Annotated in this window: 19 protein-coding genes; 10 read left to right on the plus strand and 9 right to left on the minus strand. The window is 71.3% G+C overall.

Features of this window, described 5'->3' with window-relative positions; translation table 11 throughout:
• Nucleotides 1-30: 30 nt before the first annotated feature.
• Together Cs7R123_RS04115 and Cs7R123_RS04120 are read left to right on the plus strand one after the other, a co-directional pair.
• Nucleotides 31-1,134 (plus strand): hypothetical protein, encoded by a 1,104-nt coding sequence (locus tag Cs7R123_RS04115; RefSeq protein WP_212823515.1) that lies wholly within the window; start codon nucleotides 31-33, stop codon nucleotides 1,132-1,134.
• Nucleotides 1,135-1,207: 73 nt separating this feature from the next.
• On the plus strand, nucleotides 1,208-1,504 hold the full coding sequence (locus Cs7R123_RS04120) for a hypothetical protein (RefSeq protein ID WP_212823516.1): 297 nt from the start codon (nucleotides 1,208-1,210) through the stop codon (nucleotides 1,502-1,504).
• Between the two features lie 29 nt (nucleotides 1,505-1,533).
• On the opposite strand, the gene Cs7R123_RS04125 is transcribed toward Cs7R123_RS04120, so the two are convergent.
• Nucleotides 1,534-2,646, minus strand: a complete 1,113-nt coding sequence (locus Cs7R123_RS04125; RefSeq protein ID WP_212823517.1) for a globin domain-containing protein — start codon at nucleotides 2,644-2,646, stop codon at nucleotides 1,534-1,536.
• Nucleotides 2,647-2,807: 161 nt separating this feature from the next.
• On the opposite strand from Cs7R123_RS04125, the gene Cs7R123_RS04130 reads away from it, so the two are divergent.
• Together Cs7R123_RS04130 and Cs7R123_RS04135 are read left to right on the plus strand one after the other, a co-directional pair.
• The gene (locus tag Cs7R123_RS04130; protein WP_212823519.1) at nucleotides 2,808-3,416 is read left to right on the plus strand and encodes a pyridoxamine 5'-phosphate oxidase family protein; all 609 of its coding nucleotides are present in this window, start codon (nucleotides 2,808-2,810) and stop codon (nucleotides 3,414-3,416) included.
• Nucleotides 3,417-3,518: 102 nt separating this feature from the next.
• A complete protein-coding gene (locus tag Cs7R123_RS04135; RefSeq protein WP_212823521.1) occupies nucleotides 3,519-4,418 on the plus strand; it encodes a hypothetical protein in 900 nt (299 codons plus the stop codon).
• A 55-nt stretch (nucleotides 4,419-4,473) separates the two neighbouring features.
• On the opposite strand, the gene Cs7R123_RS04140 is transcribed toward Cs7R123_RS04135, so the two are convergent.
• The 5 genes from Cs7R123_RS04140 to Cs7R123_RS04160 all read right to left on the minus strand — a co-directional run bounded on the left by Cs7R123_RS04140 (nucleotide 4,474) and on the right by Cs7R123_RS04160 (nucleotide 7,424).
• Nucleotides 4,474-5,202: an ABC transporter permease gene (locus Cs7R123_RS04140; RefSeq protein ID WP_212828819.1), complete on the minus strand. Its 729-nt coding sequence runs from the start codon at nucleotides 5,200-5,202 to the stop codon at nucleotides 4,474-4,476.
• Nucleotides 5,203-5,231: 29 nt separating this feature from the next.
• Nucleotides 5,232-6,002: an ABC transporter ATP-binding protein gene (locus Cs7R123_RS04145; protein WP_212823523.1), complete on the minus strand. Its 771-nt coding sequence runs from the start codon at nucleotides 6,000-6,002 to the stop codon at nucleotides 5,232-5,234.
• A 353-nt stretch (nucleotides 6,003-6,355) separates the two neighbouring features.
• The gene (locus Cs7R123_RS04150; RefSeq protein WP_212823525.1) at nucleotides 6,356-6,778 is read right to left on the minus strand and encodes a hypothetical protein; all 423 of its coding nucleotides are present in this window, start codon (nucleotides 6,776-6,778) and stop codon (nucleotides 6,356-6,358) included.
• 11 nt (nucleotides 6,779-6,789) lie between these two features.
• Complete coding sequence (locus Cs7R123_RS04155; RefSeq protein ID WP_212823526.1) at nucleotides 6,790-7,047, minus strand: hypothetical protein; 258 nt, start codon at nucleotides 7,045-7,047, stop codon at nucleotides 6,790-6,792.
• Complete coding sequence (locus Cs7R123_RS04160) at nucleotides 7,047-7,424, minus strand: DUF2089 domain-containing protein (RefSeq protein WP_212823528.1); 378 nt, start codon at nucleotides 7,422-7,424, stop codon at nucleotides 7,047-7,049. The genes Cs7R123_RS04155 and Cs7R123_RS04160 overlap by 1 nt, the downstream gene beginning before the upstream one ends.
• A gap of 192 nt (nucleotides 7,425-7,616) precedes the next feature.
• Here Cs7R123_RS04160 and Cs7R123_RS04165 point away from each other — a divergent pair, with 192 nt between their 5' ends.
• Nucleotides 7,617-8,399 carry a hypothetical protein gene (locus tag Cs7R123_RS04165; protein ID WP_212823530.1) on the plus strand — a complete coding sequence of 261 codons (783 nt, stop codon included), beginning with the start codon at nucleotides 7,617-7,619 and terminating at the stop codon, nucleotides 8,397-8,399.
• Between the two features lie 48 nt (nucleotides 8,400-8,447).
• Here the strand turns inward: Cs7R123_RS04165 and Cs7R123_RS04170 are convergent, their stop codons facing one another.
• Both Cs7R123_RS04170 and Cs7R123_RS04175 read right to left on the minus strand, forming a co-directional pair.
• The gene (locus Cs7R123_RS04170; protein WP_212823532.1) at nucleotides 8,448-9,260 is read right to left on the minus strand and encodes a hypothetical protein; all 813 of its coding nucleotides are present in this window, start codon (nucleotides 9,258-9,260) and stop codon (nucleotides 8,448-8,450) included.
• The gene (locus tag Cs7R123_RS04175; protein WP_212823534.1) at nucleotides 9,257-9,661 is read right to left on the minus strand and encodes a hypothetical protein; all 405 of its coding nucleotides are present in this window, start codon (nucleotides 9,659-9,661) and stop codon (nucleotides 9,257-9,259) included. The genes Cs7R123_RS04170 and Cs7R123_RS04175 overlap by 4 nt, the downstream gene beginning before the upstream one ends.
• Nucleotides 9,662-9,851: 190 nt before the next feature.
• Here Cs7R123_RS04175 and Cs7R123_RS04180 point away from each other — a divergent pair, with 190 nt between their 5' ends.
• From Cs7R123_RS04180 to Cs7R123_RS04190, 3 genes are all read left to right on the plus strand, one after another.
• Nucleotides 9,852-10,409 carry a DUF1349 domain-containing protein gene (locus tag Cs7R123_RS04180; RefSeq protein WP_244871601.1) on the plus strand — a complete coding sequence of 186 codons (558 nt, stop codon included), beginning with the start codon at nucleotides 9,852-9,854 and terminating at the stop codon, nucleotides 10,407-10,409.
• Nucleotides 10,410-10,559: 150 nt separating this feature from the next.
• A complete protein-coding gene (locus Cs7R123_RS04185) occupies nucleotides 10,560-13,535 on the plus strand; it encodes a COR domain-containing protein (RefSeq protein ID WP_212823538.1) in 2,976 nt (991 codons plus the stop codon).
• A gap of 9 nt (nucleotides 13,536-13,544) precedes the next feature.
• On the plus strand, nucleotides 13,545-17,093 hold the full coding sequence (locus Cs7R123_RS04190; RefSeq protein ID WP_212823540.1) for a CHAT domain-containing tetratricopeptide repeat protein: 3,549 nt from the start codon (nucleotides 13,545-13,547) through the stop codon (nucleotides 17,091-17,093).
• A 90-nt stretch (nucleotides 17,094-17,183) separates the two neighbouring features.
• Here Cs7R123_RS04190 and Cs7R123_RS04195 read toward each other — a convergent pair whose 3' ends face one another.
• Nucleotides 17,184-18,317, minus strand: coding sequence for a peptidoglycan DD-metalloendopeptidase family protein (locus tag Cs7R123_RS04195; RefSeq protein ID WP_212823542.1), 1,134 nt, complete (start codon nucleotides 18,315-18,317; stop codon nucleotides 17,184-17,186).
• 232 nt (nucleotides 18,318-18,549) lie between these two features.
• Here Cs7R123_RS04195 and Cs7R123_RS04200 point away from each other — a divergent pair, with 232 nt between their 5' ends.
• Nucleotides 18,550-19,773, plus strand: a complete 1,224-nt coding sequence (locus Cs7R123_RS04200) for an ATP-binding protein (RefSeq protein ID WP_244871602.1) — start codon at nucleotides 18,550-18,552, stop codon at nucleotides 19,771-19,773.
• A complete protein-coding gene (locus Cs7R123_RS04205) occupies nucleotides 19,770-20,486 on the plus strand; it encodes a LuxR C-terminal-related transcriptional regulator (protein ID WP_212823544.1) in 717 nt (238 codons plus the stop codon). The genes Cs7R123_RS04200 and Cs7R123_RS04205 overlap by 4 nt, the downstream gene beginning before the upstream one ends.
• Nucleotides 20,487-20,506 lie beyond the last annotated feature (20 nt).

Genomic DNA, 20,506 nt, shown 5'->3' on the forward strand with positions numbered 1-20,506 from the left:
CAGCCACGAGGCGGCGCCTAAGCTGCGGTAGTGCTGGAAGCTTTGAGAGCGTCTCGCAAAAAGGGCCTGATCGACGGCTTCGGACGGTTCGTCGACGTGTACGACTCGACGGTCCCCTTCGCCGGTGTTCAACTGGCGGCCCATCGCAAGACTGTTGCGCTGCGATCGCGGGCGGGCTCGGTCGAGGCGGCTGTCATGGACCCCGAGTTCGTTTCCAGCCTGCGCAGGACCCTCATCACGTGGCGCCTCAACATGCGGGGTTCCCGGCTGTCCGCAGCTGCGGACTTCGCTGCGGCTCTGCGGCAGGCATTGCCGAGGATCGCCGCGCTGGAGCACCTCAGCATCGCCGGCCCGCTGCCCGGCAGCACTGCGGACACACTGTGGGAACTCATCCACTCGCTCGGCGTCACCAGCAACAACGCCAAGATCGTCGCTGGCACGAAGACGCTGCATCATCTGCTGCCCGATCTCGTTCCGCCCATGGACCGTGCCTGGACCGGACGGTTCTTCGCGCTGTATGACGCCCATTGGCAAGGTACGGCGCAGCGCCGGACCTTTCCCTACCTGTTCCGGACCTTCGCCGAAGTCGCCCGTGCGGTCGAGCCGGGCCAGCACGTCACGGGCATCGGCTGGCGTACGAGCCAGACCAAGATCCTCGACAACGCGCTCATCGGTTTCCTCAAGGCCGGGTCGGGCGATGCGGCCAGCCCTCACCGGCACCCGGCGGCGATCACGTTTCGCGTACCCGGACTGCCCCCGGCCAAGAGCGAAGCGAAGTCGATGCTCAGCACCGGCCATCCGCACACCGGCCGGGTGCGGTCACTTCTCCTCGCCGCCGACAGCGCCTTGCGGGCCCATCAGTCCTTCCACCCGATCGACGAAGGTGAGATCGGGCTGGAACTGGTACTCCATGTTCCCAGCGATGAACAGCCATGGGATGCGACCAACTACCTCGGCGGCGTCGCCGACGTGCTGGAGGACAAGTCCCCGCGCGGCGGCATCGAGCATCTGGGCGACCTGGCCGCCGTACGGCTGTACCGCAACGACCGCCAGATCAAGCAGATCAACTACCGCCAGGAGCCGGCAGACGCCGCCGCCTACGAGGTCACGGTCCGGCTCCTAGGCAGACTGTAGCTTCTGGCCGACGTCGCCCGTTGCGCACGAACGACTCTGGCGCAGCTTTGTTTGCCGGTGGCAGAAGGTGGATATGTTCGGACGAGACCTCGGCTACCGGAAGGGGATCGGCATGGCCGACGAGACGATCGCCAGCCTCGCGCTGGCGGCATTCACGCTGGCGGTGGGGGTACGCGGCTGGCTGGTCACCCGCTTGCCCGGCTCCGGCGCGGCGCTGCCGTCGGCGGCGCAGGCACGCGGGGCCCGGAGCAGCCGGTCGGTTTCGGGTGCCGGGCTGCGCGGACTGGTGCGGCGGCGTGTCCTGGCCGGTTCGCTCGGCCGCCGGCAGCGGTCGGCCAGGTGGGCCGTGCACGCCGCCGGTGTCAGCTGACGCACCGGCGGCCGGGTTCGGTGCCCGGGTCAGTAGTCCTGGCCGAAGACGTCGTGCCTGACCCGCATGGCCGGGACCTGTAGCTGGGTCAGGGTGCGCCGGGTCGCGGCGACCATCGCCGGCGAGCCGCAGACGTAGAAGTCGTGGTCGTTCCAGGGCCCGTACCGGGTCAGGGCCTCGGTGACCAGGCCGGTCTCCCCCTCGTACCCTGCGTCGTGGCTCACCGTCGGCACGACGGTCAGCCATGGATGGCGCTCGGCCAGCTCGGTCAGGGCGGGCAGGTCGTAGAGGTCGTCGCGGGTGCGGGCACCGAAGAACAGGTGCACCCGGCGGGTGCGGCCGGTCGTGGCGAGATCGTCGATGATCGCCTTGAGCGGAGCGAGCCCGGTGCCCCCGGCGACGCACACGATGTCGCGTGGGGAGCCGCGGTCCAGCACCATCGAGCCCATCGGCGCCGCGAGCCTGATCAGGTCACCGGGCCGGAGCCGCCGGACCAGCGCACCGGACACCCAGCCGGCGCCGAGGGCTTTGACGTGGAACTCCATGGTCAGGTCGTCGCGCGGGGCGTTGGCCATCGAGTACGCCCGCCAGGCTCGGGGCTGGTAGCCGCACTCGACGCTGACGTACTGCCCGGCCCGGTACGGCAGCGGTTCCACCGGCCGGCAGGTGAAGACCGCGGTGTCCAGGCCGCGTCGCTCGTGGCTGAGAACGTTGGCGTACCAGTACGCGGGGCCCTGGTCGGCGGTCGCGGCGGCGATCATGGTGCGGGCGATGACGTCGTACGCGTCGCGCCAGGCCTGGTCGTATTCCAGGGTCCACTCGTCGGCGCCGTAGGTGCGCAGCGCCTCGATCAGGCTGCGCCCGACCGTTTCGTAGTGGTCGGGCACGACGGAGAACTTGCGGTGGTCGCGGCCGAGCTCGCTGAGGTAGTCCGCGAACCGGTTGGGGTCTTCGAGGGTCTGCACGGCCGTGACGATCGCACCGAGCAGTCTGGCGCGCTGCACGTCCATCTGGACGGGGAACAGGTCGCGCAGTCTCGGGTCGAGCGTGAACAGCCGCGCGTAGAAGTATGCGGCCATCTTTTCCTGCTGGTCGTCGACCAGACTCCAGCTCTCCTTCAACAGCCGGCCGAGTTCAGCCATGCGGCTACCGCCTTCCCGCAGACGAGGTCGTGGCCGCAGCCGAATCTGTTACACGATCCGCCGCACGAGTCGCACAGGGTGTGCGACTCGTGGCGGCGGGCTTCGGTGAACCTCGATGCCTCATGTGGGCCGAGGTGCGGCATCAGAAGTGGGAGGCATCCATGGGCGAGGTCGTCGGCACCGCGCACGGTTCGGTCGGCGAGCGGCGGCTACAGGATCGGCACGGCACCGCCGACCGGGCGCAGCGGTTCTACGACCAGCAGGTCCTCGATCACCTCAACGAGCGGATGCGGGAGTTCGTCGGGCGCCAGGAGATGATGTTCGTGGCGACCTCCGACGCGCGCGGTGCGTGCGATTCCACGTTCCGGGCGGGGCCGCCCGGGTTCGTCCACGTGGTCGGGCCGACCCGGCTGATGTGGCCGGAGTACCGCGGCAACGGAGTGATGGCGAGCCTGGGCAACATCAGCGAGAACGACCAGGTCGGGTTGCTGTTCGTGGATTTCGTCCGCGACGTCATCGGCCTGCACGTCAACGGCCGGGCGGAGATCGCCGACGACGACGCCGTCCGGTCCGGCCATCCCGGCCTGCCCGCCGACACCGTTGCGGGCCGGCGTCCCGAACGCTGGGTGGTGGTCGACGTCGACGAGGCGTACATCCACTGCTCCAAGCACATCCCCCGGCTGATGAAGGTGCCCACGGGGCGGGCCTGGGGCACCGACGACGTGCGGCGCAAGGGCGGCGACTTCTTCGGCGCGGCCGCGCGGTCGTAGCGTCACGGCCGGGGTCTCGCGGCCGGGGTGTCGCGGACCGGGCAGTCTTTCGCGTGACGGGCTGTCATGAGGTGGTGTCGGACCGTCGTACGATGGCGGTCGATGATGACTCCCGAAGAGGCACCAGAAGCGGCACCCGGACCGGCGCCCGATGCGGCACCTCCCGGGCAGACCCTGGCTGCCCGGCTCAAACGGATCGTCAAGTCGCCGGTGGTACGGATCGCGGTGACCACGTTCAGCGCCGTCGCGCTGGTCGTCGGCTTCACCAACGACATGTACGGCCTGCTCTCCGACGACCCGCCGCCGCCCGCGCAGTCCTCGCCACTGGACCTGGAACGCAAGGCGCTGCTGCTGGCACAGGAGTGGCCGTTCCAGAAGGCCATGTCGCTGCGGACGCCGACGAGCGGCGCGAAGGCGGCGCGCGTCAGGTGGAGCTCGATGCTGTCGATCGCCAACACGAGCGCCACGCCGATCGTCGTCAACGACGTCGAGACGCTGTTCCCGCACGTCGGTGACGCCGAGCTGCGGCGGGTGGACCGGGCGAACGCGGTCACGGTGTACGCCGACCGGGGCGACTGGATCACCGTCAACGACATCAAGGACGACAAGGAGCGCGCGGACGCCGAGTTCAAACGCAGCCAGCCGCTGCCGCTGATCCTGCAACCCGGCCGGCGGATCCTCATCGAGTACGAGCAGGCGTTCGAGTTCTGGACCGGCGGCGTCCGGCAGTCCTTCGACCCCGCCGACGAGCAGCTGCTCGTGCGGGCCCTCTCGGTGCTGGTGCCGATGCGCCCGGTGGGCGACGACCAGTTGCAGTGCCCGTTCGGCGAACCGATCGACACCGTGGTCCGCACCGACAACGGCGAGATCCGCAAGGCCCTGCGCTACGTGCTGCTGGTCGACGGCTGCGTCGTCAAGGTCAGCGACGGCGACAAGGCGAAGATGCGGACCGAGGACGACCCGCTCGGCGACGGCTTCCCCGACCTGGGGCCGGTCTCCTGACGCCGATGCCCGCGGCCGGCCGCCCGGCGGTGCCGGACGGCCGGTCCCCGCAGGGTCAGGTGATCTTGCGGCGGTAGGTCCGCATCGCGAACGCGTACGCGACGATGAGGATGGCGGCGCACCAGGCCAGCGCGGACCAGATCTGGTTTCCGACCGGCTGCTGGTCGAACAGTGCCCGGATGGCGTTGACGATGGCGGTGACCGGCTGGTGTTCGGCGAAGGCTTTCACCGGGCCGGGCATGGTGCTGGTGGGCACGAACGCCGAGCTGATGAACGGCAGGAAGATCAGCGGGTACGAGAACGCGGTGGCTCCGTCGGTCGACGACGCCGCCAGCCCCGCGATCATCGCGACCCAGGTCAGGGACAGGGTGAACAGGGCCAGGATGGCGGCGACGGCCAGCCAGGCGAGGACTCCGGCCGAGGTCCGGAAGCCCATGAGCAGCCCGACGGCGACGATGACGACCACGGAGATGCCGTTGGACACCACCGAGGTCAGCACGTGCCCCCACAGGACCGCCGAGCGCGCGATCGGCATGGAGTGGAACCGTTCGAAGATGCCGCTCTGCATGTCGTTGAACAGCCGGAACCCGGTGTAGGAGATGCCGCTGGCGATGGCGATGAGCAGGATGCCGGGCATCAGGTAGTTGGTGTAGTTGGCGGTGCCGGTCTGGATGGCGCCGCCGAACACGTACCGGAACAGCAGCATGAACGCGATCGGCATGATCGTGACGGTGATGATGGTGTCCATGCTGCGGGTGACGTGCCGGATCGAGCGGCCGAGCATGACACCGGTGTTGGACAGGACGTGCGCGCTCACTGCTGCTCCTTGGTTCCGACGACGGCGAGGAAGATCTCCTCGAGGGTGGGCTGGCGTTCGACGAGTTCGGTCTTCGCGGCGGGCAGCAGCCTGCGCAGGTCGGCCAGGGTGCCGGACACGATGATCGTGCCCTGGTGCAGGATCGCGATCCGGTCGGCGAGCTTCTCGGCCTCCTCCAGGTACTGCGTGGTCAGCAGGACCGTGGTGCCGCCGTCGGCGAGGGCCTTGATCTCCTTCCACACCTCGATGCGGGCTTCGGGGTCGAGTCCGGTGGTGGGCTCGTCGAGGAAGATGACCTGCGGGTCGCCGATCAGGCTCATGGCGATGTCGAGGCGCCGGCGCATGCCGCCGGAGTAGGTCGCCGTCCTGCGGCCGCCCGCGTCGGTGAGCCCGAACCGGTGCAGCAGGTCGTCGGCGACCCGGCCGGGATCGCCGACCTGGCGCAGCCTGGCGACCATGACGAGGTTCTCCCGGCCGGTGAGGATCTGGTCGACCGCGGCGAACTGGCCGGTCAGGCTGATCGCCTGGCGGACCTGCTGCGGCTTGTCCACCACGTCGAACCCGGCGACGGCGGCCGTGCCGCCGTCGGGTTTGAGCAGCGTGGACAGGATTCGCACGACCGTGGTCTTGCCGGCGCCGTTGGAGCCGAGCAGCGCGAAGATGCTGCCGCGCTCGACCGTGAAGTCGACGCCCTTGAGGACTTCCACCGTTCCGTAGGACTTGCGCAGTCCCCCGGCGCGGATGGCGGGGGGCCGGTTCTGCTGCATAGAGAGTCATCTCCTTATTGGACAGTCGCGTCGGAGGGCCCGCCCCGGCACAGCCGGAGCAGGGCAGGTCGGCATGGCCCTGTGCGTACCGTCGGGATCACGGCACGAAGGGCTGGCAGCGCGGAGGTGGTGCTGCGGGTCGGGTGGACGGCAGCGTGGAGGGTCGGCGGTCTGGACGCCGGTGTTCTCGCCCGGCGGAGGGCCGGGCCGGCGCGGCGGGAACCGATCGCGCCAGGGGGTTGGCGGGCGGCGGCCTAGCCGGCCGGGGTCGCGGAGGGTCTAGGCGACGGCCGGGGAGTCGTTGCGCAGGATCTTGCTGTGGTTACGTCGGACAGGTGCGCCCGCGAGGGCGCCTATTCGGAGAAGACCCGCACGGTGGCGCTGGGGTCGTCGACCTCCACGGTCACCTCGTCGAGGTGCTCGATGAGCTCCTCGAGCTGCTCGGGCTTGAGCTGGCCGAGGTCGATCGGCCAGCCCGACCGGGCCAGTTCGGTGTTCGCCCGGTCCAGCGCCTGCGGCGGGACCAGGGCCGCCAGTTTCACGCCGGCCCGCAGCAGTTGCAGCGGCACCCGCACGTTGATCCGGGTCGGCTCGCCCTCCTCACGGGCGTCGACGACGACCCGCAGGTACTTCGCCCTGGCCTTCGGCCGGGTGTCGGTGCTCGGCGCGGCGGCCGGGCGGGCGCGTTCCAGCGCCGAGATGAGCCGCTCCGCCTCGTCGGCGGTGATCTTTCCCTCGGCCAGCAGGTCGAGGATGCTCTTACGCTCTTCGTTCATTGAGATCACTCCTATCGGATGCTGACGAGCACGGCCGTGCGGCCCTGCTCGATGTCGAACCGGGTGCCGCGCAGCGCGCAGAGCAGGCGCCAGGCGGCGGCGAACGCCCGCGTCACGCTGACGCGGTAGACCAGGCAGGCCACGATCCCGGCCGGCACGGCCAGGATCAGGACCGGCGAGAGGAGGAGCGCCACGAGCAGCACGGGCACCCAGACCCGGATGGGTCGGCCGTGCGGACGGGCGACCCGGACGGTCACAAGTTGGGGCATCACGGCTGGGCCTCCAGTTCGGAAAGGGCCTGCTGCGCGGTGATCTCGCCACGGCGCAGCCGGTCGACGACGTCGGACCGCGGCGGCGCCGGATCGGTCTCGACGAAGTCGAGCACCTGGGCGATCCGGTTCAGCCGCGCCTTGACCGTCGGGTAGCTGACGCCGAAGATCCGCTCCATCTCCTTGATGGAGCCGTGGCTCCGCAGGAACGCCGTGACGAAGATCTGGTCCTCGGCGCTGAGCTGAGCCAGCTGCGGCAGCTCGAAGCGGCCCTCGACCGCCACTCCGTTGTCGGCCAGCCGGACCCGCTCCACGACGAACGGCCGTCCCTGCGTCAGGTTCGTCAGTTCCCGCCAGTCCATCGCCTGCTCTGTCATAACTAAATTTGTATCCCGCCAGGGCTTAACTTTCAAGAGTTTGATCTTAATTTTCTTAAACTCGGCTGCCAGCTCGGCATAAATAGGGGTATAACGGCCGTGTAGCGCCCGGCGACCTCGCCGACCTGCGCATGAGCAGGGTCACACGGCCTGCGGGCGGCGGCACGCGCCCCGCGCTGGCAGGATCGGCGCGTGTTCCACTGGACCTGGCCCCGCACCCTGATCTGCACCGCGCTCGCCGCCCTCGTGGCCGCGTTCTCGCTCCTGGCCCGGCACGAGGGCTGGCCGGTCGCCGACACGTCGCTGATCTTCGCGGCGGTCCTGGTCATAGTGGCGTTCAGCGGACGGCTGGACACCGTGCGCAGGCAGCGCTGGGACGCCGTCGACAAGCCGGTGCCCGCCGCCGTCACGGCACGCGGCGGCCGGGCCGTCGTACGCCGGATCGACGTACCGGCGCGGATCATCTTCGGGATCTTCGCCGTCGGCGGGCCCCTGGCGGTGTGGTCGAACAGCTCATCGGACGTGCCCGGCGCGACACTGATCGTCGCGGCACTGGTCGGGTCGCTCTGCGCCGCCTCGGCGGTCCCGGCGTTCGCGTACCGGATGGTCGTCACGCCCACCCACGTGCACGTGGACAAGGCCTTCGTCCGCCACCTCATCCCCCGGCAGGCGATCCGGTCACTCGAGCGCGGCAGCTCGGGCGAGCTGAAGATCATCGTCGACGGCCGCCCGCCCGTCGCCTTCCCCGCCGGTACGGCATTCGGCGGCGCCGCCTGGAACCAGCGGCCGGCCCAGCTCATCGCCGCCGGACGGCTCGAGGCGGCACTGGCGGCGGTGCCGATGCTGCCGGCCGACTCCCCTGCCGTCGAACGCCGCCCGCGCGGCGGGCTCATCGCCGCCGTCGCGGCGTCGGTCCTGTGCTTCGCGACGACAGCCGCCCTGATCTACTCCGGCGCGCTCCCCTCCCAGCTGTAGGGCGCCGCGCCGGAGGGAGCCGCCCGCCGCCGGTCCGGAGCCCGCGCGTCAGGCGCGCTTGTTGAGGATGTCGTTGATCTGGTTGCCTTCGGGCCGGGTGAGCCGCCCGGCGGGCAGGGGCACACCCAGCGCCTCGGCCAGGTCGTGCTGGTGTACGTCGACGGCGGCCTCGATGACGGCGGCCAGCGTCGCGGCGGCGGTGACGGCACGCAGGCAGCCGACGACGAGCCCGATCGCGGAGACGACCGCGGCGGGCCACCAGACGACCGCGAGCGGGAGGTAGAGCAGTCCCCAGGCCGCGAGCGTGGCGTCGGCGTGATACCGCTGGTGGGCGGTGGTGACGACAGCGCGGGTGTCCGGTCCGGCGAGCAGCCAGATGCGAGACCAGGCATGCGGCACGGACAGGCCGTACTGGACGTCGGCGCGGACCCCGATGAGCCGGAAGGTGTCACCGATCGGGGTGGCGTGCTGCGGCAGGTAGGGGTCTGCCGGGTGCCGGTCCTGGCGCTTCCACGCGGCTCGCGCGGCCGCCTGGCGGCGTCGTGCCCACCAGCGCGGGCCGCGTGCGGTCCAGGCCCGGTGGACGAGCTGTTCGCCGAGCACGGCCGCCAGCGTCGAGGCCGCCACCGCGGCGCCGAGCAGTCCTGCGGTCGCCAGCACGAGTGCGGCAGGACCGTGGCCGTCGAGGGCGTGCCAGGCCGCGTCGAACTCGGCCGTCACGTGGGCAGGGTCGAGCGCATGGCGCCGGCCCGCGCTGATCGCCCACGCGGCGACGGTCGCGTACAGCAGACCGGGCAGCAGGATCACGGCGAGCCACCGCTCGGTGATCTTCTCACCGAGCGCGGTGATCAGTTCGGTCACGGCCGGCCTCCGGTAGGCGGTGCGTGCCGGGTCATGGGCAGACCGTGCAGACCGCAGCGCGGTTCATGGCCGGTGGCCCGGTCCGGATCGTCCCTGCGACCGCAGCGCCGCACGGCAGCCGGGCAGGTGTAGCGGCCGACCACCGGCACCGCCTGCACCGGCCGCAGGCCGTCCAGGTTCGCCGGGTCGTACCACGACTTCTGGTGGGATAGGTCGTCGACGGGGTCGATCGGCAGGTGATGCGCGGCGAGAGCGTCGGCGACCGGAACACCGGCCCGGATGTCGGCGTTGGCCGCGTCGAGCAGGTGCCGCCACCGGTACTCGTCCGCGTGCTCGGTGAACCGGGGCAGGTTCTCACACCACCAGGCGGTCAGGTCGGTGTCGTGTCGGCCGGTGCTCATACCCAGACGGTCCCCTTGTCGGATGCACGGACCGGGCCGGCTCCCGGCCGGCCCGACGGCGGCGGCCGGGTTCCAGAGTAGAGGCAGCAGTCACACACCGAGATCGGCGCATGTGGACCCGTCGCGCAGGAGGATCACGCGCCCCGCATCGCGTGACGGCAGCCGATATCCTCTCGCCATGCTGGAGCGGATGTCTTGGCTGAACGAACCCGGCGAGTGGTCGCTGCGGGACGGCGTGCTCCACGCGGTCACGGAGCTGCGGACGGACTTCTGGCGGGAGACGTTCTACGGCTGGGTGACCGACAACGGGCACTTCTTCAGCCTGCCCGTGACCGGCGACTTCACGGCCGAGGCCGTGGTAGCGGCCGAGCACACGACGCGGTTCGACCAGGCCGGCATGATGGTCCGGGCCGACGCGCGGAACTGGCTGAAGACCGGCCTGGAGGTGACCTCGGGCGCCGTACAGGTGAGCACGGTGTACACCCGCGGGTGCTCCGACGTGTCCATGGCGCCCGTCGCCGCAGCTCGCGGCGAGGTCTCGATGCGGGTGACCCGCTTCGGTGACGCGCTGACCGTGCACTGCCGCAGCGGCGAGGATCCGTGGCAGCTGCTGCGCCTGGGACAGCTGGAGCTTCCCGCGACTGTCGACGTCGGAGTCATGTGCTGCTCGCCGGAGCGCGCGGGCCTGCGCGCCACCTTCCGGGACTTCCGGATCGGGGCACCGATGTCCCGCGACGACCTCGAATGAGGCGAGCCAGGCCCGATGCCCGCTCGCATCCCCTGACCCCCGTCCTGTCGTACATCTATCTGACCACTCAGCCGATGGGGCGGTCCTTTGGCAGCCAGGTCTTGGAAGGATCTGGTCAGCTGAGACCGATGTGAACGTAGGGGCTGCCCGATGTCTGATACCTGGCGAGCTGCGCTGCAAAAAGAAGCCGAGGATCGGATCGCGGCTGCCCGGAGCGCCGGCAAAGGCGAGTTGAACCTCAGCGGGCTGGAGTTGGCACGGGTGCCCGACAGTGTCGGAGATCTCCCTGCCCTCACCACGCTGAACCTCAGCGGCAATCTACTGGAGCAGCTGCCCGACTGGATCAGCAAGCTCTCCGGCCTCACCACGTTGAACCTGAGCCGCAACCTGCTGGAGCAGCTGCCCGACAGCATCGGCGACCTCTCGGCTCTCACCTCGATCGATCTCTCCGTCAACCGGCTGACGCGGCTGCCCGAGTGCCTGAGCGACCTGACTGCCCTCACCGCTCTGAACGCCGGCGGCAACCGGCTGGAGCTGATGCCTGACGGCATCGGCGGCCTCGGCATGCTCAGGACGCTGGACCTCGGCTGCAACGGGCTGAAGAGCCTACCCGAGTGGCTAGGCGATCTCACTGCCCTCACCATGCTGCACCTCAGCGGCAATCAACTGGAGCAGCTGCCTGACAGCTTCGGCAATCTCACGGCCCTCAACACGTTGGACCTCAGCGTCAACATGCTGAAGCGCCTGCCGGACAGTCTCGGCCGGCTTTCTGCGCTGACCGTTCTCAACCTCGGCTACAACGAGTTGGAGCACCTGCCCGAGAGCATCGGCGACCTCTCTGCCCTGACCACGCTCAACCTCCGATACAACCAGCTGGAGGAGCTGCCCGACAGTCTCCGCGGCCTCACCGCCCTGAACCATTTCGAGTTCAGCGGCAATCCGCTCCAGGGCCCGCCCGCGGAAGTCGCGGCCCAGGGCGCGCGAGCGGTCCTCGCGTATCTGCTCGCCACCGGTGCGTCCATACCGCAGTGGACGTCGAAACTGCTGTTGGTGGGCGAGGGGAGAGTGGGCAAGACCTCGCTGGTCAAGGCCCTTTCCGAGATCACTCACGATCCGGGGGAGCCGACCACGCACGGCCTTCTGCTGAGCCGGTTGCCGCTGACACATCCCGGTAAGCCCGACACCACCATGGACCTGGCGGTCTGGGATTTCGGCGGGCAGGACATCTACCACGCCACACACCAGTTCTTCCTCACCGGCCGGTCATTGTTCCTGCTGGTATGGAATGCGGGCGAGGGCACCGATCGGGGACGGCTCCACTACTGGCTGGACATCATCACCGCCCGAGCCCCCGAAGCACCCGTCCTGATCGTGGCGACCCATACCGCCGCCCGGCCGGCCGACATCGACCTGCGCGGGCTGTGCGAGCAGTACCCGGCGGTAGTCGACCACTTCAGTGTCGACTGCGCAGCCCGCACCGGCATCGGCGCCCTGCTCGCCGCCATCGCCCACAACGCCACCACGCTGCCGCTGATGGGTGCGGCATGGCCGGACCGGTGGGTCGACGCCACAGCGGAGCTGACCTCGGCCGACCTGCCGCCGCACCTGCCGACCACCGGCATGTGGCAGGCGATGGAGCGGGCCGGTGTCACCGACACCGTCGAACGGCAGACGCTGGCTACGGCGCTGCACCATCGCGGCGAGCTGCTCTACTTCCCTGAGGACGAGGACCTGGCCGATACGGTGATCCGCGACCCGCAGTGGCTGAACCAGCGGATCGCGCGGATCCTCGACGATCCCGGCGTGGCCTCTCGCAACGGGCTGCTCACCACCCAGGACATGGCCAACGCATGGCCCGACCAACCTCGCGACGAGCGTGAACACCTGCTCAACCTGATGGACCACTTCGACGTGTCCTACCGCATCCGGGACAGCCATGACGGTGCCAAAGGCATCGTGGTCAGCTGGCTGCCGCAGGCCCCGCCGGACCTCAGTGAGGTCTGGCCGTCCGAGGGCAACGAGATCCGGCTGGTCTACCAACTGCCCGTGCTGCCGCCGGGAATCCCGGGCTGGTTCCTTGCCCGCTCCCATCGCTTCGCCACCGAGTTCCGCTGGCGGACCGGCGCGGTCCTGCGCCACCCCGACGGCGAGCACACCGGCCTGCTGCGAACCGACACCCAGCGCCGACGCATCGAGCTGACAGTCCGCGGGCCGATGCCCGCCCCGTTCTTCAACGTACTCGACGACGGTCTCAACCTGACCCTCGACCGATACCCCGGCCTGAAGGTCACCCGTCTGGTGTCCTGCCGCGGCCATGGGCCGTGCCGCGAGGAATTCGACTACGCCAAGGTCGTGGACCGGGTCAGACGCGGTCACCACGACATCTACTGCCGGGAATTCGAGGACATGATCGACATCGGTACGCTGTTGACCGGGATCGCGCCACCGATGCGCGACCTGGTCACGGTGTCCGATGTCCGCGATCTCGTCACCGCGGTCGAGCGGATGCGAAGCGACATGCAGCAGAGCAGCGCCATGGAGCAGCGTAATCATCTGCGGATGGTCACCTTGATACAGCAGACGCAGCATGCCCACTGCCCCAGCGTCTTCACGGTCACCCCCAGTGGAAGACGGCAGATCGGCAGGACGAGCCACATCCTTCGGCTCTACTGCGAGGAGCCTGGCACCTGGCACCCGCTGCCCGGCGACGCCGGCTGCTACGAGGTCACCGAACTCGCCGAACTCCTCCGCACCTATGGGCCGTACCTGGCCAAGGCGCTCCGGTTTCTTCGCGCCACCGTGCCCTACGTCGGGCCGATTCTCGGTATCGCCGCCCACGACCTGCAAGAGCAGCTCACCGATGAGCTCGACCTCTTCCGGCAGGTCCTCGACACCGCCCCCGTCGACGACCTGGACCACCCTGACGCCGCTTCGGCAGACCTTCCTGACGGCCTGAGGCGCCAGGCCGAGACCGACGCCGACTACCGCATCCTGCGCGAGATGATGCTCAGACTAGATCCGGAACAGCGCTGGGGCGGGCTTTCGCGCCTGGTCACTCCCGAAGGGCTCAGCCTCTACCTGTGCTCGGAACACCTCAGCGGCTACCGGCAGCACCCCGTCCGGTAGGAGTTGCGCATGTCGATTCAGCAGCTGACGGCCTCGCTGCATACGCGCGTGCAGGCGGCCGAGGACGGCGATCCCGGCGGGGTGCTCGACGAGCAGGCGGCGATGGAGGCCGCCGAGCTGCGGGCACAGGCCGTCGCCGCCGGCGAGGTGACGATCCAGCTCAGCTACCTGCTGGCCTGGTTCCACTGGATGCGGTTCCAGTTCCGACGCGAACGTGCGGACACCGCCGACCTCCACCCGGCGCTGGAGTGGTTCGGCAAGGTGTATGACGCCGATCCGAAGGCGTCGATGCCCGATCTGGTACACCGCTTCCTCTCCGACGGGCACAGCCGGCGGTCGCACACAGCAAACCTGATCATCGGTCGGGTGGCGCACGTCGACGACCCGGCCGGGCTGGACGAGGCGGTCGCGCTGCTCACCGCAGCCGTCGCCGCCGCCCCGCCCGGACATCCCCACCTCGCCGGCTACCGGTCCACCCTCGGCTTCGCACTGCGCATCCGGTTCGAGCGCACCGGCGACGACGCCGACCTGGACCGGGCGGTGACCGTCGGATGGCAGGCCGTCAACGGTGCCCCGCCCGACCACCCCGAGCTCGGCTCGTACCTGTCGAATCTCGGCGGCGCGTTGCAGAACCGGTTCCGGCGCACGGGCGACACCGGTGATCTGGACCAGGCGGTGGCCCTCGGACGGCGGGCCGTCGACGCGACCCCGCCCGGCCACCCCGAACTGGCCGGGATGCTGTCCAACCTCGGCGGAGCCCTGCGGTCCCGGTTCGGGCACTCCGGCTGGCGGGGTGACCTGGACGAGGCGGTGACCGCCGTACGCCGGGCCGTGGGCATGACCCCGCCGGGCCACCCCGGCCTGGCCGGAATGCTGTCCAACCTCGGCGGGGCGCTGCGGACCCGGTTCGAGCACACCGGCGCCGTCGGCGACCTCGACGAGGCGACGGCCCTCGCACGCCAGGCTGTCGACGCTGCTCCGCCCGGCGACCCCGGACTCGCCACGATGCTGTCCCAACTCAGCGACGTGCTGCATGACCGGTTCGAGCGGACCAGCCTGCTGGGTGACCTGGACGAGGCGGTGACGGCCGCACGCCAGGCCGTCGACGCGGCCCCGCCCGGCCACCCCGACCACACCCGGTACCTGTCCGATCTCGGCAGCGTGCTGCGGACCCGGTTCGAACGCACCGGCACCGGCGACCTCGACGAGGCGGTGGCCGCCGCACGGCAGGCCGTCAACGCGACCGCGGCCGGTGACCCGGGCCTGGCCGCCTACCTGTCCCGTCTCGGCAACGCCCTGCGGGCCCGGTTCGAGCACACCGGCGACACCGGCGACCTCGACGGGGCGGTGCGGGCCGCACGCCGGGCCGTCGACACGGCCCGGCCCGGCCACCAGGACCTGGCTGTGCTGTGGTCGAACCTCAACAGCACGCTGCAGACCCGGTTCAGGCGCACCGGCGACACCGCTGACCTCGACGAGGCGGTGGCCGTCGGACGGCAGGCCGTCGCCGCGGCCCCGGCTGACCATCCCGGGCTCGCCATGCACCTGTCCAACCTGGGCACCGCACTGCGGGCCCGGTTCGAGCGCGCCGGCGACACCGGCGACACCGGCGACCTGCGCGAGGCGGTGACCATCGCGCGCCAGGCCGTCGACGCGGCCCGGCCCGATGACCCGGACCTCGCCAGCTACCTGTCCAACCTGGGCAGCGCGCTGGCGATCCGGTTCGGCCGGACATCCGACGCCGGTGACCTGGACGAGGCGGTTGCCGTCGGACGCCAGGCCGTGGCGCAGGCTCCGCCCGGCCAGCCCGACCGCGCGGTGATGATGTCGAATCTCGCCGACTCGCTGCAGAGCCGGTCCGGGCACACCGGCGACAACGGCGATCTCCACGAGGCGGTGGAGCTCTGGGCGCTGGCGGCAGCGGCGGACACCGCTCCGGCCGGTACGCGGCTGCGAGCCGCGCACGCTGGAGCATCGGCGACGGTGCGGTTGGGCGGACCGGCCGCTGCGCTGGGCGTATACCGGGAGGCGGTGGGCCTGCTGCCGCTGCTGGCATGGCGGGGCGTCTCCGACGCCGATCGCAGGTTCCGGCTGGATCGCGAAGGGGCGTCACTGGCCCGTGACGGCGCGGCGTGCGCCATCGCCGCCGGTGATCCCGGCCTGGCAGTGGAGTTGTTGGAGCAGGGACGCGGCGTGGTGTGGGCGCAGCTGCTCGACGCCCGCACCGACCTGACCGGTCTCGCCCACGACCATCCTGAGCTCGCCCGGCAGCTGCACGAATGCCGGGCCGTCCTCGACCGGCCGCCAGCCGCCGAGACCGCCGGGCACCGGCAGGAACCGGCCTGGGCGGGCGATCCGGCCCGGGCCGGGGCCGCTCGCCGCTTCGACGAGCTGAGCGCGCTGGTACGGGCCCTGCCGCCTACCGACGCGTTCCCGCAGCCGCACCGGTTCCTGCTACCGCCGCAGGTGAGCGACCTGCTGCCCGGCGCGGGCGACGGGCACGTGGTCATGGTCAACATCAGCCGGTGGCGGTGCGACGCCCTCATCCTCGACCACACGGGTGTGGCCGTCGTCGAGCTGCCCGGCCTCACCGAGGCTGAAGTGATCGACAACGCCGACCGGTACCTGCGTGCCCTGCAGGACTTCGAGCGCACCCGCCGCGACCGGGGGCTGATGGAACTGGCGGTCACCGGCACCCTGGCGTGGCTGTGGGACCGGATCGCCGGGCCGGTCCTGGAACGGCTCGGCCACACCGCCACCCGCACGGGGGACGACCTGTGGCCGAGGATCTGGTGGTGTCCCATCGGGACGGCGACCGTGCTGCCCCTGCACGCCGCGGGCCACCACACCGCCCGGGACGGCCGCACCGTCCCCGACCGGGTGGTGTCCTCCTACGCCCCGACGCTGCGCGCCCTGCGCCACGCCCATACCCGGCGACCGGCACCGGCCGCCGACGGACAGCGCCTGCTCGTCGTCGCCCTGTCCGACACCCCCGCCCAGAGCCCACTGCCCGGCGCCGACGCCGAGCGCCGGGCGCTGGCCGCGCTGTTCCCGCCCGCGCGGCGCACCGAGCTGCTCGACCGCGCCGCCACCCGGGCCGCCATCACGGCCGCGCTGCCGAGGCACGAGTGGCTGCACGCCTCCTGCCACGGCACCCAGAAGCTCGCCGACCCCGCGTCCGGCGGCCTGGTCCCCTACGACTGGCAGACCGCGGGCACGGTCGGCATCGCCGACCTCACCGGCCAGGCAGGCGGGCAGTTCGCGTTCCTGTCGGCGTGCAAGACGGCCACCGGCGGCGTCACCAACCTCGACGAGACCGTCACCGTCGCCGCCGCCCTCCAGTACGCGGGCTGGCGCCACGTCATCGGCACCCTGTGGTCGGTATGGGACCACAGCGCCGCCGCCGTCACCGCCGACCTCTACCCCCGGTTGACCCGGGACGGCGCGCTCGACCCCGCCCGCACCGCCCAGGCCCTGCACCGCACCACCCTCGCGCTGCGCGACAGGCAGCCTGCCAGGCCCAGCACCTGGGCACCGTTCATCCACGCCGGCCCGTGAGCGAGCGCCGCACCGTTCTCCGCCGTCGCGCCCATGCGGCGGATCTGCCGGAGCAGGCGCTGCCGGCCTGCCCCGGCCGCCGGCCGGTGCTCAGATGAGGCGGGACAGCGCGGCCCAGGTGTTCGGGCCGGGGATGCCGTCGACGGGTCCGGAGTATCCGCCGAGCTGCGCCATCCGCTGAAGCGCGGCGTAGGTGTTGACGCCCGCGACGCCGTCGATCGGGCCGGCGTAGCCGTAGCCGCTGAGCACCTTCTGCACGCCCTTCCACGAGTTGGCGCCGAGCGCGCCGTCGGCCGGGCCGGTGTACCCGCCGAGTTTCGCCAACCGCTGGAGCGCCGCGTAGGTGTTCGTGCCGGGCAACCCGTCGATCGGGCCGCTGTAGCCGAAGCCGCGCAGGACCGTCTGCAGGCCCTTCCACGAGTTGACGCCGAGCGCGCCGTCGACCGGACCGGCGTAGCCGCCCTGCTGCGCCAGGCGCTGCATCGCCGCGTACGTGTTGGTGCCGGGTACGCCGTCGAGGGGGCCGGTGTAGCCGTATCCCTTCACGACCTGCTGCACGCCGCGCCACGTGTTCGGGCCGGGCACCCCGTCGACCGGGCCGGTGTAGCCGCCGGCCTGGCCGATCTCCTGCAGGATCCGGCCTTCGGAGGAGGTGCCGGGGCCGGAGACGAAGGTGAGCGGGTTGATCCGTACCCCGTTCGGGTCGATCATGTGCCAGTGCACGTGCGGGCCGGTGGAGCTGCCCGCGCCGTCGGCTCCGGCGGCGCCGCCGGAGCGGCCCACGATCGCGCCTGAACCCACGGCGGTGCCGTTGGCCAGCAGGAACTGCGACAGGTGCATGTACTGGCTGCGATACCCGTCGGCGTGGTAGATGGTGACGGTGTGCCCGCCGGTCCCGTTGTACGGGATGTTCTGGATCGTCCCGGCACCGCAGGCCGGCAGGGAGGTGCCGACGGCCATGGCGAAGTCGATGCCGCCCAGCGAGCCGCGGTCGAGGTGCTCCTGCCAGGTGCCGGTGATGGGGTAGGCGCTGAACGGGTTGTAGATGGCCGGTGCGGCGTACGCCAGGTCCGGCAGCAGGAGCCCGCCGACCAGGATGCCGCCGCCCGCCGCGGCGCCGCGCCGCAGCAGGGCGCGGCGGTCGAAGGTCGGGGCGCGGTCGTCGTCGCGGCCGGTGCCGCAACAGGGTCCGTACTGGTCGGACGGTGTTCCGTATTCAGACATGTGGCCTCCTGCGGCGGGCTCGTCGCGCGGATCGCGAGCCCATCGAGCACAGCCGATAGGTGTGGCCGGGGCAACCCAACGAACCCGCGGACTTTCCGCGACGGCCGGATGCCCACGAGGAACTGGCCAACCTCGCGGCGCTTGCGTACCTTGTCGTTTCGCGGGTTCGTGCCGACCCGACGGATCCGCCCGCTTCGCGGCGGACTGCGCCGTCGCCGACCCGGGAGGTTCCGTGAGCCGCTGGAGCAGGGCATGGACGGAGCTGCCGACCACCCAGGCCGGGGTGGAGCGCGCGTTCTCGTACTTCGTCGCCGGGGTCCGCCTGGGCACGATCGCGCAGATGGTCCCGGCCGCCCACCTCGGGATGGCGACGTCACCGCGCCCTGCCGCGTACACCGCGTGCTGGGCCGCAGCCGCGGTGGCGGCCGCACTGGTCAGCGCGATGACCCTGGTCCGCCGCCACCCGCCCGGCACGGCGGCCTCGGCCGCGGACTTCGCGCTGGCGTGCCTGCTGCTGGTGCTCGGGCCGCTGGTGCTGGTCGACGGGGAGCGCTTCGGCACCTGGGTCGCCTACCAGCCCGGCTACGCATTGTCGATCATCATCACGGCCGGCGGCGTCCGCAGCGTCGTCGTCTGGGCCGGCGGGCTGCTCGGCGTCATCGCCTGCTACGCCGTCTACCTGAGCGGGGACGTCGCCGCCCAGATGACCTGGACCGCAGTCGGCAACGTGCTCACCTACATCGTGTACGCCCTGGTCACCCGCATGTTCTTCCGGTTCGCCCGCCGCATCGCCCACGCCGCCGACACCTCGCGGGCGCAGGCGGCCGAACTCGCCCGCCGCGAGGAGGAGCGGCGCGCCCAGGTGATGATGCACAACGGCGTCGCCCTGATGCGCCTGCTCACCGAGCCTGTTCCCGAGTCCTCCCGCTCCCGCCTGCTCGACCTGGCCGAGGTCGAACTGCGGCGGATGCGCTCCTACCTGCGCGGGCGGGCACCGGAGGCCGGCTCTCCGGCAGCCGGGGCGGCCGTGGCGCTCGCGGCGGAGCTCGGGCGGGCCTGCGACCGGTTCCCCGACCTGCACGTCGACGCGCTGCTCGACCTCGGCGCCGGCCTGGCCCTGCCCGCCGCGCAGGCCGACGCCGTCGTGCACGCGCTCGACAGCCTCCTGCTCAACGTGCGTTTGCACGCGCGGGCCACGGGCGTCGTGGTGCACCTCGACCACGACGACCACGGCGGCTGGGCGCTGACCGTACGCGACGACGGTGTCGGCTTCGACCCGGCCGCGGCCGAGCTCGGGGTCGGGCTGCGCGAGGTCGTCGTCGGCGAGCTGCGCCGCCACCTGCTCGACGTCGAGATCGAATCGGCGCCCGGCGCGGGGACCACGGTGACGATCTCGTCGCCGCACTCGCGCACGGCCGCCCCCGCCGAGCGCGACGGCGCCCGGAGCGGCGGATGAGGCCCGCCGTCGCGGTGGTCGACGACGCATCGCTGATCCGCGACTCGCTGGGACTGCTCATGCCGGGACTGGACGTCGTCGCGGCGGTGCCGACGGTCGAGGAGCTGCTGCGGCGGCGACCCGAGGTCGAGGTCGTGCTGCTCGACCTGCATCTGGCCAACTCCGCGCAGCCCGAGGTCCGGCAGGGCATCGCCGCGATCCGGGCGCTGACCGCGTGCGGATACCGGATCTGCGTCTACAGCCAGGAGGAACGCCGCTTCGTCCTGGCCGCGTGCATCGCGGCCGGCGCGCGGGGCTTCGTGTCGAAGGCACTGCCCACCGGCCGGGCCGAGCAGCTGTTCCTGGAGGTCGCCGCCGGTGGCACGGTGGTGCCCCAACCGGTGGTCGGCATTCTGGAGGTGCTGGTCCGGCGCGACTGCATCACCGTGCTCAGCGCACGGCAGCGCCAGATCCTGCACGGCCGGGCCCGCGGGCTGAGCTACGCCCAGGTCGCCAAGCAGCTGTACGTCAGCGAGTCGACGCTGCGCGGGTACTGGCTGGACCTGACCCGGTCGCTGTCGGACTCGCTGCGCAGCCTCACCCCCGCCGAGATCGAGCGTGCCCTGGGCCTCGCACCAGGCGATCTGCTCGACTTCTGGCCCGGGCAGACGGCCGAGGCGGCGGACTGGTGGCGGGTCGGCGCAGGCCGGACGGGTCCGCGCGGCCAGCCCTGACAGCCATGGATTACATCGTT

Origin of the sequence: Catellatospora sp. TT07R-123 (assembly GCF_018327705.1) — a bacterium.
Lineage (GTDB): Bacteria > Actinomycetota > Actinomycetes > Mycobacteriales > Micromonosporaceae > Catellatospora.

What these genes read in the sequence shown, in the direction of transcription:
- Cs7R123_RS04190 (WP_212823540.1), top strand. Translation starts at nt 13,545, where the DNA reads ATGTCGATTCAGCAGCTGACGGCCTCGCTGCATACGCGCGTGCAGGCG.
- Cs7R123_RS04140 (WP_212828819.1), bottom strand. Translation starts at nt 5,202, where the DNA reads ATGCTCGGCCGCTCGATCCGGCACGTCACCCGCAGCATGGACACCATC.
- Cs7R123_RS04135 (WP_212823521.1), top strand. Translation starts at nt 3,519, where the DNA reads ATGATGACTCCCGAAGAGGCACCAGAAGCGGCACCCGGACCGGCGCCC.
- Cs7R123_RS04180 (WP_244871601.1), top strand. Translation starts at nt 9,852, where the DNA reads ATGTCTTGGCTGAACGAACCCGGCGAGTGGTCGCTGCGGGACGGCGTG.
- Cs7R123_RS04150 (WP_212823525.1), bottom strand. Translation starts at nt 6,778, where the DNA reads ATGAACGAAGAGCGTAAGAGCATCCTCGACCTGCTGGCCGAGGGAAAG.
- Cs7R123_RS04195 (WP_212823542.1), bottom strand. Translation starts at nt 18,317, where the DNA reads ATGTCTGAATACGGAACACCGTCCGACCAGTACGGACCCTGTTGCGGC.
- Cs7R123_RS04130 (WP_212823519.1), top strand. Translation starts at nt 2,808, where the DNA reads ATGGGCGAGGTCGTCGGCACCGCGCACGGTTCGGTCGGCGAGCGGCGG.
- Cs7R123_RS04160 (WP_212823528.1), bottom strand. Translation starts at nt 7,424, where the DNA reads ATGACAGAGCAGGCGATGGACTGGCGGGAACTGACGAACCTGACGCAG.
- Cs7R123_RS04185 (WP_212823538.1), top strand. Translation starts at nt 10,560, where the DNA reads ATGTCTGATACCTGGCGAGCTGCGCTGCAAAAAGAAGCCGAGGATCGG.
- Cs7R123_RS04155 (WP_212823526.1), bottom strand. Translation starts at nt 7,047, where the DNA reads ATGCCCCAACTTGTGACCGTCCGGGTCGCCCGTCCGCACGGCCGACCC.
- Cs7R123_RS04125 (WP_212823517.1), bottom strand. Translation starts at nt 2,646, where the DNA reads ATGGCTGAACTCGGCCGGCTGTTGAAGGAGAGCTGGAGTCTGGTCGAC.
- Cs7R123_RS04145 (WP_212823523.1), bottom strand. Translation starts at nt 6,002, where the DNA reads ATGCAGCAGAACCGGCCCCCCGCCATCCGCGCCGGGGGACTGCGCAAG.
- Cs7R123_RS04175 (WP_212823534.1), bottom strand. Translation starts at nt 9,661, where the DNA reads ATGAGCACCGGCCGACACGACACCGACCTGACCGCCTGGTGGTGTGAG.
- Cs7R123_RS04120 (WP_212823516.1), top strand. Translation starts at nt 1,208, where the DNA reads ATGTTCGGACGAGACCTCGGCTACCGGAAGGGGATCGGCATGGCCGAC.
- Cs7R123_RS04205 (WP_212823544.1), top strand. Translation starts at nt 19,770, where the DNA reads ATGAGGCCCGCCGTCGCGGTGGTCGACGACGCATCGCTGATCCGCGAC.